This is a genomic window from Streptomyces sp. NPDC001515 (assembly GCF_053597115.1).
The window spans coordinates 217835-234081 of the sequence record NZ_JBSFHN010000006.1; the positions used below are offsets into that span (position 1 = coordinate 217835).

Here is a 16247-nt window from a genome sequence, read left to right on the forward strand (position 1 = left end):
CGGTCCCGGGACGGTCCCGGAACCGGGTCCCGGGGCCGGTGTCGGACCCCGGCGCTAGGCTGCGACGCCTTGAGCGTTGTTGGGCGTCGATGAGGAGAGCCACCATGCCCGGACAGGTCGAGGACGCCGTTTCGGCCGTGTGGGAGAAGATCGAGACGTGGTACGCGGAGCAGGACGCGTCCCGTTTCCTGCTGCCCCCGGCCACGCCCGAGGAGATAGCCGCCGCCGAGAAGGAGCTGGGTGTCACCCTGCCCGAGGCGGTCCGGGTCTCGCTCCTGCGCCACAACGGGACCGAGTCCGACTGCTGGCCGGGCGGCACGCTGCTGTCCTGCGCGGAGATGGTGCGCGAGACCGGGATCTGGCGGGAGCTGCTGGACTCCGGCGACTTCGACGACGCGGCGGACTTCGAGGCGGACGAGAACAGCGCCGTCCAAGCGCTCCGGCGCGGCTGGTGGAACACCGGCTGGATCTCGCTGGACGCGGACGGCTCGGGGAACGGGGCGGTGCTGGACCTGGAGCCCGGCGTCGACGGCCGCTCCGGCCAGATCCTCGACATGGACCACGAGACGGGCCCGAGCGGCCCCACGGCGGCGGATTTCGTCGCCTACCTGGCGGGCCAGTTGGAGGACCTGGAGGACTGCGAGGTGGTGGACGGCACGTACCTGGAGACGGCGTAGGCGTACGCGCTGCTCGCCGTCCCGGGGGCCGGGCGGGGCGGGGCGGTTGAGGGGGCCGGGCGGGGCGCTCGGGCCGGTGGGGGCCGGGGGTCGGGCGGGGTCAGCGGGATTCCGCGCCCCGGGCGGAGAGCGGGGCCCAGGTGTAGCGGACGCGCACGCCCCGGTCGCGGAGCCAGGCGGCCTCGCGGCGGCGCAGCGCGCGGGCGGACTCCGGGGCGATGGCGCTGGGCCAGCGGACCAGGACGGCGGTGACGTCACCGGTCTGTACGAGCTGCCGCACCCGCCGCCAGCCCCGCCGGCGGGCCGGGTCCGGCTCGCCGTAGACGTCGGTGACCACCTCGGCGATGGTCAGACCGCGTTCCCGCGCGAAGGCGCGGCCCTCGGACTGGGCGCGCCGCGTCGCCTCCCCGGTCATCCCGGTGGCCCGGTCGGCGCACACGTACAGCACGACGGGGCGGGCGTTGCCGCCGTCCGGGCCGGAGCCGGGGGGCGTCGGGGAGTTCGAGGACGTCGTGCGGGTCAGGGAAGTCATGGGCGCCTTCTGCGGACGTTCGAGGGGGGAGGGGTCTGCCCGCCGCGCGGAGGGGGCGCGGCGGGGACGTACCGTCGCCGGGCCGTCGGGGGCGGGCGGGGGGTCCGACGGCATCGGCACCGGTGTCCTGGGCGTCAGGCGTGAGCGGTCAACTCGGCCCAGACGACCTTGCCTTCGGCCAGCGTGGAGCGGGCGGAGCCCCAGCGGTCGGCGAGCTGCTGGACGAGGAGGAGTCCGCGCCCGCCCTCCTCGCCGGGGCCGCTGCGGGTTCCGGGCGGGGGGACCGGGTCGCTGCTCTCGTCATGGAGTTCGATGCGCAGACGCCGCTCGTCGTCGGCCAGCGTGATCCCGCACAGCAGGTGGCCGCTGCCGGTGTGCAGGACGGCGTTCGTGGTCAGCTCGGAGACGAGCAGCACCGCGTCGCAGCAGGTGTCGCCGGGCAGCTCCCAGGCGCGGAGCCGGTGGCGCACGGTGTCGCGGGCCGATCTGGGGCTGGTGCGCAGGGCGGGCAGGCCGAACCAGTACTCCCGGCGCGACCCGGACCGGGCTAAGGCGGGGGCCGGGGGCGTGGACGTCGTCACGGATGTCGCCTTCCAGCGCTGCCCTCGGGGGCGGGCGCGGTGAGGGGATGCGGGCCCAACACGGGCGGTGGGGACGCGCGTCGGAGCAGGCATACGGCGGTGGGGCGCGGGCGACACCGTCGGTGTCGCGCGTCCCCTTCCGGCCCGGACCCTGCTGCGGAGCTGTGACCCATCGCTCACACCCCCACTATGCGCGCGGACGCGTTCACGCTGCAACCGACTCCCTGATAATTTCAGCGGCGCTGTTATCAGCCTGGTGTGCCCATCAAGTCAGTGCGAGAATGACCATGTTGATGGCCCCTCAGGAGGCAGGACGTGAGCGAAGCCCGTTCCGGCACCAGCGCGCCGACGGTCCTGCGCATGATCCTGGGCCGCCGGCTCCAGGACATGCGGCTGGCCGCCGGGGCCTCGCTGGAGGACGCGGCGAAGGCGCTTCGCGTGAAGACTCTGACGATCCGCCGGCTGGAGAAGGCCGAAGTCGCCCTGAAACCCCTCTACGTCGAGAAGCTCCTGGAGACATTCGGCGCGGGGCGCCAGGAGATCGACGAGTTCGTCGACCTGGCCGAGCAGGCCAACCGGCCCGGCTGGTGGCATTCGTACCGGGACGCCGTCCCCGGCTGGTTCACCGCCTACGTCAGCCTGGAGACGAGCGCGAAGACCCTGCGCACGTACGAACCGCAGTACGTCACCGGCCTGTTGCAGACTCCGGACTACGCCCACGCCGTGCTGCGCGGCGGCCTCCCGCACGGCAGCGACGAAGAGGTGGAACGCCGCGTGGAACTGCGGCTGCGCCGCCAGAGCCTGCTGGAGCGCGAGGACGCGCCCACCCTGTGGGTGGTGATGGAGGAGGCCGTCCTCCACCGGGTCGTGGGCGGACCGGAGGTGATGCGCGAGCAGCTCGACCGTCTGCTGGAGGTCTCCGAACTGCCGCACGTCAGCCTCGACATCGTGCCGTTCTCGGCGGGCGCGCACGTGGGCGCGTGCGCCCCGTTCACGTACTTCCGTTTCGCGGAACCGGAGTTGCCCGACATCGTCTACAGCGAGCTGCTGTCCGCCTCGGTCTATCTCGACCAGCGCGCGGACGTGGTCTCCCATCTCGAAGCACACACCCGCATGGCCCTGCTGACGTCCTCCGAAGCCAGCCGGGCGCTCTTGGACCGCATGCGCAAGGAGTACGCATCATGACGATCAGCGACGAGTCCATCTACAACGGAATGCCCGCCACCGACCTCGGGGACCAGGGCTGGGAGCGCCCCTGGAGCGGACCCAACGGCGGTCAGTGCGTCGAGACGAAGCAGCTCACCGACGGCCGCGTGGCCGTCCGCCAGTCGACGGACCCGGCCGGCCCGGCGCTGATCTACGCACCGGAGGAGATCGCGGCGTTCGTGCGCGGGGTGAAGGCGGGCCTGGCGGATCATCTGGCGGCGGGCTGAGGACGGCCGACCGGCCGCAGCAGCTCCCCGCACAGGCACTACACCGGCATCGACACCCGGGCAGCGATACGAGCGCGGACATGGACACGCACATGGGCACGGGCAGCAACACGGGCACAGGCACGAAGGGACGCACATGAGCACCAGGCAGGCGGGCCGGGACCTCGACACGAGCAGGCCGCACTCGGCCCGGATGTACGACTACTTCCTCGGCGGCAAGGACCACTTCGAGGTCGACAAGAAGGCGGCCCTGGTGGCGGCGGAGGCCCACCCCGGCCTGTACCTGACCGCCCGGGAGAACCGTGCCTTCATGCACCGGGCCACCAAGGTCCTGGCCCAGGAGCACGGCATCCGCCAGTGGCTGGACATCGGCACGGGCATCCCGACCGAGCCCAACCTGCACCAGGTCGCCCAGTCCGTGGTCCCCGAGGCGCGTGTCGTGTACGCGGACAACGACCCGCTGGTCCTGAAGTACGCCGAACGCCTGATGCGCAGCACGGCCCAGGGCCGCACCGCCTACGTCGAGGCCGACGCCACGGACCCCGACGCGCTGATGAGCGCCGTGGAGGAGGCCGGGGTCCTGGACTTCACCCGCCCCATCGCCCTCTCCCTCAACGCCCTCATGCACTTCATCACCGAGCCGAACGACCCCTACGCCATCGTCCGCCGCCTCCTCGCCCCCCTCCCGGCGGGCAGCGCCCTCGCCATGAACCACTGCACCCCCGACTTCGACCCCCCGACCTGGAACCAGGTCGCCGAGGTCTACACGAAGTCCGGCACCCCCGTCCACTTCCGCTCCCACACCGACGTCGCCCGCTTCTTCGACGGCCTCGACCTCATCGCCCCCGGCCTCGTCTGCTGCCACCGCTGGCGCGCGAACGGCCTGGGCGCGGACGGCGGAGAGATCGCGGACGCGGAGATCAGTCTGCTGGCGGGGGTGGGGATAAAGCGGTAGGGGGTTCCGAGACCGCACCGCGCGACGCCCCGACCTGTCACGTCTCACACGGAGAAGCATGCGATGCCGCCCCCACATCCCGACGTGACCGGCCGGAACCGCGCGGTCGAGCGCTACGTGACGCGGACGTACGGCGGTCTCCCGCGCTACCTCGTGCTGAACAGCGGGCACTTCATGGGCCCCCGGTGGCGGCGCACCACCCGTTTCACCAAGCACCTGATCGCCGACGCCGCCGCGATCAACGACGAGGAACTGGAAGCCCTCCTCGCCTACGAATGGCGCTCGCGCCTCACCGCCGCCTGGCTGATCGGCGTCGACCGCCGCGAACGGTTCCGCGCCCGCCTGGGCCACCTGCTCCTGGCGAGCGAGGTCTGCTACTCGGGCGGCGCCTACTGCTTCGCCCTGGCCCGCTTCGGCACCCACGCCGACGCGGAGATCCTCACCGCCTACCTCGACCGCTACCTCCCCCGCACCGATCTCCACTACGACCAGCCCGAAGCCTTGGGCGCCCTCCTCCGCCTCGACGCCCACCTCGGCACCCACCACGCCGACCGCTTCACGGAGCCCGACGGCCTCTGGGACGAGTGGGCCGAGGGCGTCGGACGCCTCGGCCACCCCAGCGACAGCCCCGCCGAACTTCACCGCTGGGCAGACCTCCAGTGCGAGTTCGCCAACCGCTGGGAGCGTCCGTAGGCCCGACGCGCGACCCTGCCGCGTCAGGAGGCCCCACCGCTCGGCACCGAGGGCGGCCACCCGGCACCCCCTGCGTACTCGACCTCACCGGCTGGAACACTGCGACGGTGCTCGACGAAACGACCGCGGACAGTCCTGGCACCCCCGCCGGCTCCCTGCCACCAGGAGCACAGACGGAACTCACCGGCACCGCCTGGGAGGAACGGCCACACGTCTGCACGGGTCGGCACGGCGTGCCCGACACCCCGGACGTTCTCGTTGCCGTGCTCGCCACCGAACCAGCGTGCCGGGTGAGAGTGGTGGGCGATCTGTACCGGCTGCTCCTCAACCGGGAGCAGCTGTACCCGGCGACCGCCCCGGCAGCCCTCGTCCTGGCCCGCCTTCTCGACGATCCGCGCACGCTCACCGAAGACCGGTGGGAGCGCAGGGCCGGTGTGCGGTCGCTTCGCGCCGAACTGCTGAACTGGCTGGCTTCGTTCGCCGACATCGCCCGCCTGGATGCCCAGGACGGCGTCGGCACGGCACGAGATCTGGCGGCCGCCCGTGCGACACGGCCCATACTGCACGACCGCATCGCGGATTTCTGTGACGACAACGATCCCCCAGTGAGGGAGGCCGCGCTCGCGGCCACCGCCCTGCACCTGGCCGATCCCGCCCTCACCTCGTTCATACCCCGGTACGCGCCCGCCGTTCGCGAGATTCTTGCCGTAAGCGCGGACTCGTACTACCGGTGGATCGCCCGGGAACGCCTGGCTGCCTGGGGCGAGGACATCACCGCTCTCGTCGCTGCGGAGAAGAAGCGCCGTGTGACCCTGGACCGGGCTGGCACGGTGGCGGAGGATCCATTCGCCGGTCAGGAGCAGGAGCGGGCAATCCGCTGGCTGGCGGAGCAACCCGAGGACACAGCGGCTCGGGAACGACTCGGCAGCCGACGTGAGGAATGGAAGACGTCCAGCCCGCCCGCCCCTCACCAATCGGCGCCCGAGCCGCCCGTGGTCGTCCCGGGAAGCGCGGCAGGGTATGGCGGCCCGTGGCGGATCGCACGGGAGGAGGAGCGCGCCGAGTGGACGTTCACGCCGTACGTCGGAGTCGGCCCCCTGCACTTCGGGATGGCGCTGGAGGAGATCACTCGCATCCTGGGCGAAGGACCGGTCGTTTCGTCCTGCGCCCACCGGGGCGAACTCCCACAGCTCGACTACGCCGACTTCACCGGGAGCGGGTTCAGGGCCCTTTTCCATGACGGCCGCCTGGGGTGCGTCGCCGTGGACGCCCTCACCGGCCCCCAGGTGAGACTGGACGCGGCCCCGCTGACCGGCTGCGTGCCTTCCCATGTGGAGGACTGGCTCGTCCACCGCACCTCACGCCCCGACAGCCTCGCGTACAGCGTCGCCGGCGACCCGGTCTTCACCGACCTGGGCCTGGCCCTCCGCTCCCAGCGCGCCGGCGACGCCGTCCTGACCCGTCCCCTCTTCCTGCTCCACGACTGGCTCGACCTGTGGCAGGCGCTGCCGAGGGAGGAGGGGAACTGCTTCTGAGGCACCGTTCGCCGGCCGGGCCTGTCCGAATCACCGCTCGCATGTCCCACGCTGCGCAGGGCAATTGCGGCACTCCACCCGTCGTCCGTCTCTCACGGCGGCCAAGCGGTCAGCAGGTCAGCGGGGCCGTAGGCCGCGTCGAGGCCCTGAGCGGAGAGCCCTGGCCGGGCTCCGACGCCGTGATCACACCAGCCACCGCAAGAACATCTCACCTCTGACCAGTAGTTACCAGTCTGACCTGTGGTTTTATGGGTGCATCCCAGCACCACCCCAGCACGGGATTCACGACAAAGCGCGAGAGGGACTCAAGGGCGCCAACGCTACACAAGAGCGGCGGCAACGAGCCAAGGGCCGGGGCGGCTTCTTCGAAACACATGCGGCCTGATCAGGTGTACCAACAGGAACCAACGCCTCCGGTGACCAACACCTTCATACCGCAACATGCCAAGACACGCTGCCGTGACCCGACTGACGTGACCGAACGCCACTTCGAAACGCGGGAAGAACGCACATCCGGTCGCCCTTGCCCCCGAGCACCCGGACAGCTGGCGCTACAACGGTCCCAGAACCTCCGCACAATCAAGGGCGAGGCGTCCGATGTTTCCGGCTTCACCAGGAGGTCGGATCAAGGAATAGATGAAGAGCCCAGCGGCGGCCAGTCCGTGAAGAACCCTGACGTATGTGTCCGTGCTGAAGCTCCACGGGCTCCGGAGAAGTGCCCTGTTCAACATGACGACCTCAATGGTCACACTAACGATCACGGTGCATGCCGTGTAGACCATGACCCACCAGATTGAAGGTCCGGGCTCAGCCTCGAAGACAAGTTGCAGACTAGTGCCGCCTACGAGCAAGGGCACCGGGGCAAGTAGATAGAGCACAATCGTGACTGGGATGTGCCACGGCCCCATGTAGAAGACATACTCGTCGTCGTCATCGTCCTGAACTGTCTCGCGAACGCGAGGTGTCGTTGAGTCGAAGTGATAGTGGTTCTGGACGAAGTGCTGATCTCTGCCGGCCTGATGAACCTGGCTCTCATCGGAAGCGGCGGCCCACATCGACCAAGGCTCGTTCATTTCTCCGTCACGACTGGGCGGAGTCACGACTGTGTGATCCTCTGGTCTCGACCGGCCTGGAACACCTGCCCGTTACCGCTTGCATGGGCAGTCATGTTCAAGGAGGGATGGGCACTACTGGTGTGATCTTGTGCAAGCACCGCGTTGAGCTGCCTGAGGGCGTCAAGAGCTTGAGGCTGCGCGACGAGTAACCCGAGCAAGTACCCGTTCCATGCAGCGACGAGTGCGGCGTGCGTGTGTTCATCACCTGCTTGGAGAGAACCGAGGAGAACTCTCCGGTTCTCCTCAAAATCCTCATGAATCGAGTCGGCAGACTCGGGCCGGAACCGTTGCCAGAGCGCTACGACGCCGTCCCTCGCGCGTTGCCAGCCATCCGTAGCCATGGCCGAAACGATGGCGGTGCCAGCCGCGCCGGCAACTGCGACGATCTGCGGGTCCACACATTCCCCCTGGAAGACGCGGACGATCTCGTCACTCCGTGTGTCGTGACTCATCAGCTATAGCACGCGGTTGACAGCTCGCGACAAGATTTCCAGAAGCTAGCAGCCGAGCTCGCTCTCAACCGTCGGAGATGCGTCAGACAGCAGCCGATTGCATCTCTCCGACTCAGCTTCGTACCGCTCGAAGCGCACGATCACACCGCCACGAGCCGAACGCGATCGCCGCAGAGCTTGACCATGTCGTCGATGTCGGAGGTCAACACAACCACAGGGCGGTGCTGTCGCAACGCGGCCTCGGCGACCGTCGCGTCGATCGCGTATTTGTGCCCGTGCAAGCTGGCATTCATCAGCAGCTGGGAAGCCGCCCGCGCCTCCTCATCACCCACCGGGACCACGCGCAGTCCGGAGAGCACCCAGTTCAGGCGGGACTTGTTCGTACGCGCGTGGACGGCTTCGATGATGGTGAGCGCACTGATCACGACCTCCATGCCGCGCGAGCGCGCCTCAGCGATCAGAGCCACCACCTGCTCGTCGTCGGCGAGCAGCTTAGAGAGTCCCTCACTGTCGAGGACCAGCGTCCCCTCGTGACTCAGCCTGCGGCGGGCCACTCGGCCTCCTCGGCAAACACCTCGTCGAAGACCTGCCGCGCCCGCTGACGAGCCGGCTCAGAGACCGGCCCCTTGCGGCTCTCGTAGTCCGCCAGGTACTCATCCAGGATCTGCCCCCGCAGCTCACGCTCGACCGCCTCGGCGATGAACGCGGAGAACTCCCGCTTGCCCACCCGCGCCCGGATCGCCTCTGCGGTGCCCTCCGCCAGCGACAGACTCACCCGCGTCGCCGGGCCCTCCCCGATGCTGTACGTCGTCTCAGCCATGCCCCCGATTGTGTCAAACGAGTAGGAAAGGCGCCACAGCCCGGGGCTGCGCGGGCCCCGGAGTCGGGAAGAAGGCGTGTGGGCGGCTTCTCTCCTGCCCACACTCAGCACCAGGCGGCACAACGTCCGAATCCCAGCACGGGCACCCTCGCCCCATCCCAGCACGATCCCAGCACAGCACGGATGACCAGGGAGGACGAGGGGCGACGAGGGGTCAGCCATCCCAGCACCATCCCAGCACGGGAAAAACGAAAGGCCCGACTCCGCAGAGTCGAGCCCCTCCTGACCTGCACGTTTACCAGATCAGCGATGTGGTGGCATGTCGCCCGCTACACGTCGAACCGAAACGTTCAACACGAAGCTCCCACCTGCCAAAACGCGGTTCTCTGAGCCCGCATCCAGCAGCGATCCGGCACAGTGCGAGTTGATCCAGCACATCCCGGACGCACGAGCGCGACGGATGCTCGTGGCCCGCGACGCGTTGTGTACACATGCGACACTCGGTACCCTTGGGCGCATGACGCAGCCTCTGCCCATAGAGTCCATCCGAGACGTGCGCGCACACCTCGCCGAGGTCGTGGAGCGCGCCGACCGCGATGACGTACCCACCGTGATCACGCGCCGCGGCAAGGAAGTCGCCGCCGTCGTCTCCATCGAGGTACTGCGCAAGTATCAGGAGTGGGAAGAGCGCGAGATCAATCGCATCATCGACGAGCGCATGGCCAACCCGGCGCCCGGAATCCCGATCGAGGACATCATGAGGGAGACGCTGGCGCGCAGTGAGTGAGTACCGAACCGTCTTCCGCCCCGAGGCGCAGGCCGAACTTCGGAAGATCCCTCGCGACATGGCGCTACGCGTCCTGGCCAAGCTGACCGAGTTGGAGACCGACCCTCTGGGCTTCAACACCACTGCACTCGTGTCCCAGCCCGAACGTCGCCGCTTGCGCGTCGGCGACTACCGCGTCGTCTACACCATCGACAACGGAGAACTGGTGGTCTGGGTTGTTCACGTGGGACACCGGTCCACGGTCTACGAGACCTGATTGCCGCTGACCTCACGTCAGAATATCCAGCACCCATCCAGCACGGTGACGACGAAGGGGGCGGACTCAACGGAGTCCGCCCCCTTCTGGCCTGCACGTTTGAATCAGCGACTAACGCGTGGCATCCGTACGACTACACATTGAAGCGGAACTCCACGACGTCCCCGTCCTGCATCACGTACTCCTTGCCCTCCATGCGGGCCTTGCCCTTGGCGCGGGCTTCGGTGACGGAGCCGGCTTCGACGAGGTCGTCGAAGGAGATGATCTCGGCCTTGATGAAGCCCTTCTGGAAGTCGGTGTGGATGACACCGGCCGCCTCGGGGGCGGTGGCGCCCTTCTTGATGGTCCAGGCGCGGGATTCCTTGGGGCCGGCGGTGAGGTAGGTCTGGAGGCCGAGGGTGTCGAAGCCGACGCGGCTGAGGGTGGCGAGGCCGGGTTCTTCCTGGCCCATGGACTGGAGGAGTTCGAGGGCCTCGTCGTCGTCGAGTTCGATCAGCTCGGACTCGATCTTGGCGTTGAGGAAGATGGCCTCGGCGGGGGCGACCAGGGCGCGCTGTGCGTTCTTGAAGTCCTCGTCGACCAGCTCGTCCTCGTCCACGTTGAAGACGTAGAGGAAGGGCTTGGTGGTGAGGAGGTGCAGCTCGTGGAGGAGGTGGCCCTTCTCGGTGCCGGCGGTGATGCCGGCCTGGAAGAGGGTGTCGCCCGCTTCGAGGATCTTCTTGGCCTCCTCGACGGCCGCCAGGACGGCGGCCTTCTCCTTCTGGAGGCGGGCCTCCTTCGTGAGGCGCGGGATGGCCTTCTCCACGGACTGGAGGTCCGCGAGGATCAGCTCGGTGTTGATGGTCTCGATGTCGTCCTTCGGCGAGACCTTGCCGTCGACGTGGACGACGTTCTCGTCCTTGAAGGCCCGGATGACCTGGCAGATCGCGTCCGACTCGCGGATGTTCGCCAGGAACTTGTTGCCCAGGCCCTCGCCCTCGCTCGCGCCGCGCACGATGCCCGCGATGTCGACGAAGTCGACGGTCGCCGGGAGGAGCCGCTGGGAGCCGAAGATCTCGGCCAGCTTGTTCAGGCGCGGGTCCGGGACACCGACCACGCCGACGTTGGGCTCGATCGTGGCGAACGGGTAGTTGGCCGCCAGCACGTCGTTCTTGGTCAGGGCGTTGAACAGGGTCGACTTGCCGACATTCGGCAGACCGACGATTCCGATACTAGTACTCATGCCACAAACGTCCGCTCAGGATCAAGAAGGGTGGGGTCGGCCGCGACTCCGGACGCACCACCGGCTCCCCTCTTCCACGCGGGAGCCCGAGCGCACCGTCGTCCACGTGCGCGTATCACGGTACAGGGACACGAGCGAGGAGATCTCCCTCGAACGGGAGATCGACCCTCACCTCGCGTGAATGAGTGCGAGCGCGTGATTGGGTGGGCTTGCGCCGGCGGTCCTGCCCGGTACCGCTCAGAACCAGTGCAGGCAGTGCGGAGTGCTCTCCGTCGCGAACAGCCTGTCCGCCCGTGCCGCCGCGCCGGGGTGGTGCGCCCTGATGTGGCCGGCCCGTACGAGCGTGCTCGGGCGGGTGCCGCCCAGATAGACCGAGCCCAGATCGCGCACGTCCAGGGAGAGGTCCGGGTCCCGGTCCGTGGGGACGCAGGCGGCCTTCCCGTCGCGGACGGTCAGCAGGTGGCGGGCCCGCTCCCCCAGGAACGGGTCGTCGACGTCCAGGACGATCTCCCCGTCCGCGCACCAGCCGCGCGCGGTCAGAGCACGCGGTACGTCGAGGAGGCGCACCCAGAGCCAGTCCGTCTGGCCCCCCACCTCACCGGCCCGCACGTCCGCGAGCTGCCAGCGCAGCGGGTGCTCGGGCGGGACGTGGCGGAACACGATCCGGGAAACCAGGTCGTGCCCGAGCACGCACCGGGCCAGGGCCGTGAAGACGGCGTCGTCCGTGGCGACGGTCTCGTCGACCGTCAGGGTGCTCTCCTCACCGAGGGAGTAGCTGGCGTACCCGTCCGGCACGCCGTCGGCGTCCCGGTGCACCGCCACGTAACGCGGCGCCGGGGACACCGGCGGCTGCCCCGCCCCCAGCGCCCACCAGCGGGGCGGCCGGGACAGCGCCCCCGGCTGCGCGCGCCGGTACCGGTCGTACACCGCTTCGAGGATCTCGCCGCACTCGGCACGCCTCAGCACCTCTACCGCACCACCGCCGACATCGATGCCGACGTCCGTACCGGCACCCGCACCCCCGACCGCACCCGTGGCCGTACCGGCACCCGAACCCGCGACCTCACCCGTGGCCGTACCGGTCCCGCCGCCCCCGCCCGTCCCCACCCCGTCCGCACGCGGCGCGGCCAGGGCCGCCCTGTGCCTCGGGACCGTCAGTCGCGCCGTGGACGTGGCCGGGCCGTAGCCGAAGCGGCCGTAGATAGCGGCCTCGGACGCCAGCAGCACGGCGAGGAACTCGCCCCGGGCCCGGACCTCGGTGAGCTGGTGCCGCATCATCGCGGTGAGCACGCCGCGTCGCCGGTGCGAGGGGACGACGCCCACGGCGGTCACGCCGGCAACCGGGACGGGTATGCGGCCGGGGAGGGTGAGCTCGAAGGAGTACGCGGCGGCGGTGCCCACGGGCCTGCCGTCCGGTGCCACGGCGAGCAGGGCCCGCTCCATCTCCAGCGCGGACCACCAGCGCCCGCCGTCCGTGACCGGGGTCTCCGGGAACTGTCCGAACGCGGTGTGGACCGTGTCGACGAAGACCTCCAGGTCCTCGTCGGTCGTGGAACGGATCTCCATCTCGGTCACGTTCTCCTCATCTCCTCGGGTCTGCGGCACCCGGCTCGGGGGCCGGGCATCGGGCAGGGCATCGGGCAGGGTAGCCGCCGCCGGGCCGGGCGGACCGCTCACCGTCCCGGACGCCCCAGAGTCACCGCGCCCCGGAAGCCGCCCGGGGCCATCGTCGACATCGTGTCGAGCGACGCGTCCGGCACCGGCAGGAGGTGGGCGTCGACCCAGGTGTCCCCCGTCGCCGCGTTGGCCCAGGGGTCCTCGATCACGACGGCGCCGGGGACGGTCCCGTGGCAGAGCACCCAGTGCGGCACGTCGAACCCCTGCATCGCGGCGAGCGAAAGGAGGAGCAGGACGTGGTCGCCCCGGTCGATCGCTCCCCGGATCGCGCTCAGGGGCAGGCGGTCCGGGTCGACCGGGACGCCCAGGCGTTTCGCCTCCGTGCGGGCCACCTCCTGGAGCAGGGCGCGCCACTCCTGATCGCCCGGCGCGAGGTGGTCGAGCAGGACGGGGCGGTCGGTGTCGAGGTGGACCGTGACGCGGGACGACGGGCGGGCCCTGCGCAGGGCGACACCGAGACCGACGGGTTCGCACGCCATGACGTTGTTGGCGTCGCGCCACAGCGTCAGCTCCGCCCGGCGGTCGAGCGCCTCGCGCGGGAGGACTCCCGCGTGCGCCTGGGCGACCAGGGCGGTGACGGCGCCGCAGGTGAAGTGGGTGCTCTGTCCGTAGTACGGAGGCGCCGCAGGCGCCCTGTCCGCGTCCGCGTCCGGGTATGGAAGCTCCACGTCCCCCCGCACGGGGGCCACCGCCTTGTCCGCGTACGCGCGCTCCGCCGCCGTGCCGTTCTCGTGCAGCCAGCGCACGTAGCCGGTCTCCGGTCCGGCCGCGCCCTCCGACTGCGCGAGCGGCGGGTCCAGCGCGGTGAAGCCCGAGGCAGCCGCCTCCTGGGGGTCCGCCGTCCACCCCTCCCACTTCAGCTGGACCAGTCCCCGGCGGTCCGCCTGGGCGGTGACTGCCGCGAGCGCCGCCGGTACGTCGCCCACGGCATCGACGATCTTCAGGTACGCCGTCCCCGGGCGGGCCGTCACCAGCGCGGCGGCGGTCCACTCCTCGCCGTCCCCGCCCGGTACGGCCACCACGTGTGGGGCATGGGCCGAGCGGTCCACGGACCGCCAGCGCTCCGCCACCCCGGGGTGCCCGAGCCGCGCCAGCCGGGCCGACACCTCTTCCGTCGGCTCGTAGGGCATGACGACGGCACTCTTCACGGGCCGCACGGGGCTCTTCCGCGGGGACGGCATACCGGCTCTCCTGACGCGATACGGATGGGGGACGGGGACGCGATACGGGTGGGGGACGGGGCGGTACGGGGACGCGGGCGGGCCGGGCCTCACGCCCGCGACCGCCGGAGCACCCAGATGAAGTACGGGGCGCCGACCAGCGCGATCATCAGGCCCGCCGGCACCTGCGCGGGGGCGACGACCGTGCGGCCCAGTGCGTCGGCCACGCACACCAGCAGGCCGCCGAGCAGCATCGCGACCGGGATCGATCGGGCCTGGCGGGCGCCCACGAGGGAGCGGGCGAGGTGCGGGGCGACGAGTCCCACGAAGCCGACGACGCCGACGGCGACGACGGCGAGGGCCGCGAGCACCGCGGCGATCGCCAGGGCGGTGAAGCGGGTGCGCTCCACGCGGACGCCGACGATGCGCGGGGTGTCCTCGTCGACGGCGAGCAGGTCCAGCCGCTCGCGCAGGAGCAGCAGGACGGGTAGGGCGAGCGCCAGGCCCACCGCGACCGGGACGACGTCGGGAAACGTGCGGCCGTAGGTCGTGCCGGAGAGCCAGGTGAAGATGCGGGGCGTGTTGTACGGGTCGGCGCGGAGCAGGAGGAAGGTGGTGACGGCGCTGAGTCCGTATCCCGTACCGATGCCGATCAGGACGAACCGGTCCGGCAGGAACCCCCCGCGCCGGGCGAGCAGGGCGATCACCGCGAAGGTGGCGAGGCCGGCCGTGACGGCGACCGCGATGAGCACCGGGCGTCCGCCGCCCAGACCCGAGGTGGCGACGCCCGCCGCGCCCAGGCCGGCGCCCGCCGTGATACCCAGGATGCCCGGCTCGGCGAGCGGGTTGCGCACCGTGCCCTGGACGACGCATCCGGCCAGTCCGAGCGCCGCGCCCGCGAGCACGGCGGCGGTCACCCGGGGCACCCGGTCGTCGAGTGCCTGGCCGATCAGGCCGGGGGCGGTGCCCCGGGCCCAGAGGGCGAGGTCCCCGGTGCGGAGCCAGAGGCTGCCCGCCAGGACCGCGACGAGGACGGCGACGGCGAGCAGGACCACCGCGCCGGCCACGAGGAGCAGGTACCCCCGGCGGGAGCGTACGGCGACCCGGGCCGGCGGGGGCTGCCGCAGCCGGCCCGTATCGCGCAGCCGCAGCGCGAGGACCACGATCACGACCGAGCCGAGCAGGGTGGTCGGCACACCGGTGGGGATGGAGGCTGCCCCGTCCGCCCCCTGCACGGCGCGCAGCACCGCGTCCGCGAACAGGATGAGCAGCGCGCCGAGCAGACCGGCGGCGGGGACGAGGAGCAGGTGCCGGCGCAGCGCGCGGACCCGCCCCGCGATCAGCCGGGCCAGGACGGGGGCGCCCAGGCCGACGAAGGCCATCGGTCCGGCGAGGGTCACCGAGGTGCTGGTCAGGAGGACCGCGCAGACCACGGCGGCCACCCGGGTGGAGCGGACCGGCACGCCGAGGGTGGCCGCCGTGTCGTCGCCGAGGTTCATGACGTCCAGCCGGCGGGAGAGGGCCAGGGCGGCGCAGAGCACCAGGAGGATCAGCGGGATCGCGCGCAGCGACGCGTCGATGTTCAGCTGGGAGAGGGAGCCGCTGCCCCAGGCGTAGAGGCCGGTCGTGTTCTGTTTGAACAGGATGAGGAGCATCCCGGTCGCGGAGTCGAGGGCCATCGCCATGGCCGATCCGGCGAGGACGAGTCGGGTGCCGGAGGTGCCGGCGGCCCGGCCCGCGAGGAGCAGGACGAACGCCGCCGCGACCAGGCCGCCGGCGAAGGCGACCGCGCCCGACGCCCACAGCGGGGCGGTGATACCGAAGGCGGCGACGAGTGTGACGGCGCAGTAGGAGCCGGCCGAGACGGCGAGGGTGTCGGGCGAGGCGAGGGTGTTGTGCGTGACGGACTGGAGCAGGGTCCCCGCGCAGCCGAGGGCGAAGCCCACCGCCACGCCCGCGAACAGGCGCGGCAGCCGTGAGCCGGTGAGGATCTCGCCGACCGGCGCTCCGTCGGCGTTCTCCGGCTGCCCGGTGAGATGGCGCAGCAGGTCTCCGACGCCGACGCCGGAGGTTCCCTGGGTCAGATGCCAGAGCCCCACCAGGACCGTCGCGGCGAGCAGGACGGCCAGGACGGCCGCCCCGGCCGGGCCGCCGCCACGCTCGGCGCGCGGCAGCGCGGCCCGGCCCGGCGACGACCCGTCGGGCCCGGTCAGGTCCGGTGCGGCCCCGTGCGGGGCAGCGGGGTCCGACGCAGCCCGGTCCAGCACGGTCCCGTCCGGCGCGGCCCGCTCCCTCGCGGCCCCGTCCGACGCAGCTCCGCCCGGCACAGCCGCTCCCCTCGCCGCCCCGTCC

General features: G+C 71.0%; 18 protein-coding genes. 8 read left to right on the forward strand and 10 right to left on the reverse strand.

Features of this window, described 5'->3' with window-relative positions:
- Positions 1 to 104 precede the first annotated feature (104 nt).
- The gene (locus ACWCXC_RS09780; RefSeq protein WP_450887813.1) at positions 105 to 677 is read left to right on the forward strand and encodes an SMI1/KNR4 family protein; all 573 of its coding nucleotides are present in this window, start codon (positions 105 to 107) and stop codon (positions 675 to 677) included.
- A gap of 100 nt (positions 678 to 777) precedes the next feature.
- On the opposite strand, the gene ACWCXC_RS09785 is transcribed toward ACWCXC_RS09780, so the two are convergent.
- The gene (locus ACWCXC_RS09785) at positions 778 to 1209 is read right to left on the reverse strand and encodes a hypothetical protein (protein ID WP_450683583.1); all 432 of its coding nucleotides are present in this window, start codon (positions 1207 to 1209) and stop codon (positions 778 to 780) included.
- A 134-nt stretch (positions 1210 to 1343) separates the two neighbouring features.
- A complete protein-coding gene (locus ACWCXC_RS09790) occupies positions 1344 to 1790 on the reverse strand; it encodes an ATP-binding protein (protein ID WP_450683584.1) in 447 nt (148 codons plus the stop codon).
- A gap of 315 nt (positions 1791 to 2105) precedes the next feature.
- Here ACWCXC_RS09790 and ACWCXC_RS09795 point away from each other — a divergent pair, with 315 nt between their 5' ends.
- From ACWCXC_RS09795 to ACWCXC_RS09815, 5 genes are all read left to right on the forward strand, one after another.
- A complete protein-coding gene (locus ACWCXC_RS09795; protein ID WP_450683585.1) occupies positions 2106 to 2975 on the forward strand; it encodes a helix-turn-helix domain-containing protein in 870 nt (289 codons plus the stop codon).
- Positions 2972 to 3223 carry a DUF397 domain-containing protein gene (locus ACWCXC_RS09800; protein WP_450683586.1) on the forward strand — a complete coding sequence of 84 codons (252 nt, stop codon included), beginning with the start codon at positions 2972 to 2974 and terminating at the stop codon, positions 3221 to 3223. The genes ACWCXC_RS09795 and ACWCXC_RS09800 overlap by 4 nt, the downstream gene beginning before the upstream one ends.
- Before the next feature lie 136 nt (positions 3224 to 3359).
- Entirely contained in the window at positions 3360 to 4178 is an 819-nt protein-coding gene (locus ACWCXC_RS09805) for an SAM-dependent methyltransferase (RefSeq protein ID WP_450683587.1), read from the forward strand.
- 63 nt (positions 4179 to 4241) lie between these two features.
- Positions 4242 to 4871 carry a DUF6000 family protein gene (locus tag ACWCXC_RS09810; RefSeq protein WP_450887816.1) on the forward strand — a complete coding sequence of 210 codons (630 nt, stop codon included), beginning with the start codon at positions 4242 to 4244 and terminating at the stop codon, positions 4869 to 4871.
- 107 nt (positions 4872 to 4978) lie between these two features.
- Complete coding sequence (locus ACWCXC_RS09815; RefSeq protein ID WP_450887818.1) at positions 4979 to 6406, forward strand: hypothetical protein; 1428 nt, start codon at positions 4979 to 4981, stop codon at positions 6404 to 6406.
- A gap of 551 nt (positions 6407 to 6957) precedes the next feature.
- Here ACWCXC_RS09815 and ACWCXC_RS09820 read toward each other — a convergent pair.
- From ACWCXC_RS09820 to ACWCXC_RS09835, 4 genes are all read right to left on the reverse strand, one after another.
- Positions 6958 to 7479, reverse strand: a complete 522-nt coding sequence (locus tag ACWCXC_RS09820; protein ID WP_450887820.1) for a hypothetical protein — start codon at positions 7477 to 7479, stop codon at positions 6958 to 6960.
- 23 nt (positions 7480 to 7502) lie between these two features.
- On the reverse strand, positions 7503 to 7919 hold the full coding sequence (locus ACWCXC_RS09825) for a hypothetical protein (protein ID WP_450887822.1): 417 nt from the start codon (positions 7917 to 7919) through the stop codon (positions 7503 to 7505).
- A gap of 194 nt (positions 7920 to 8113) precedes the next feature.
- Positions 8114 to 8527 (reverse strand): DNA-binding protein, encoded by a 414-nt coding sequence (locus tag ACWCXC_RS09830; RefSeq protein ID WP_450887824.1) that lies wholly within the window; start codon positions 8525 to 8527, stop codon positions 8114 to 8116.
- The gene (locus tag ACWCXC_RS09835) at positions 8509 to 8793 is read right to left on the reverse strand and encodes a hypothetical protein (protein WP_450887826.1); all 285 of its coding nucleotides are present in this window, start codon (positions 8791 to 8793) and stop codon (positions 8509 to 8511) included. The genes ACWCXC_RS09830 and ACWCXC_RS09835 overlap by 19 nt, the downstream gene beginning before the upstream one ends.
- A 517-nt stretch (positions 8794 to 9310) precedes the next feature.
- Here ACWCXC_RS09835 and ACWCXC_RS09840 point away from each other — a divergent pair.
- Complete coding sequence (locus tag ACWCXC_RS09840) at positions 9311 to 9580, forward strand: type II toxin-antitoxin system Phd/YefM family antitoxin (protein WP_007266282.1); 270 nt, start codon at positions 9311 to 9313, stop codon at positions 9578 to 9580.
- On the forward strand, positions 9573 to 9836 hold the full coding sequence (locus tag ACWCXC_RS09845) for a type II toxin-antitoxin system RelE family toxin (protein WP_450887828.1): 264 nt from the start codon (positions 9573 to 9575) through the stop codon (positions 9834 to 9836). Before ACWCXC_RS09840 ends, ACWCXC_RS09845 begins: the two co-directional genes overlap by 8 nt.
- A gap of 133 nt (positions 9837 to 9969) precedes the next feature.
- Here ACWCXC_RS09845 and ychF read toward each other — a convergent pair whose 3' ends face one another.
- From ychF to ACWCXC_RS09865, 4 genes are all read right to left on the reverse strand, one after another.
- Positions 9970 to 11058: a redox-regulated ATPase YchF gene (ychF, locus tag ACWCXC_RS09850; protein WP_450683591.1), complete on the reverse strand. Its 1089-nt coding sequence runs from the start codon at positions 11056 to 11058 to the stop codon at positions 9970 to 9972.
- A gap of 237 nt (positions 11059 to 11295) precedes the next feature.
- On the reverse strand, positions 11296 to 12624 hold the full coding sequence (locus tag ACWCXC_RS09855) for a GNAT family N-acetyltransferase (protein ID WP_450887855.1): 1329 nt from the start codon (positions 12622 to 12624) through the stop codon (positions 11296 to 11298).
- A 107-nt stretch (positions 12625 to 12731) separates the two neighbouring features.
- Positions 12732 to 13916: a peptidase C39 family protein gene (locus ACWCXC_RS09860; RefSeq protein ID WP_450887831.1), complete on the reverse strand. Its 1185-nt coding sequence runs from the start codon at positions 13914 to 13916 to the stop codon at positions 12732 to 12734.
- An 89-nt stretch (positions 13917 to 14005) separates the two neighbouring features.
- A complete protein-coding gene (locus ACWCXC_RS09865; RefSeq protein WP_450887857.1) occupies positions 14006 to 16108 on the reverse strand; it encodes an iron ABC transporter permease in 2103 nt (700 codons plus the stop codon).
- Positions 16109 to 16247: the final 139 nt, after the last annotated feature.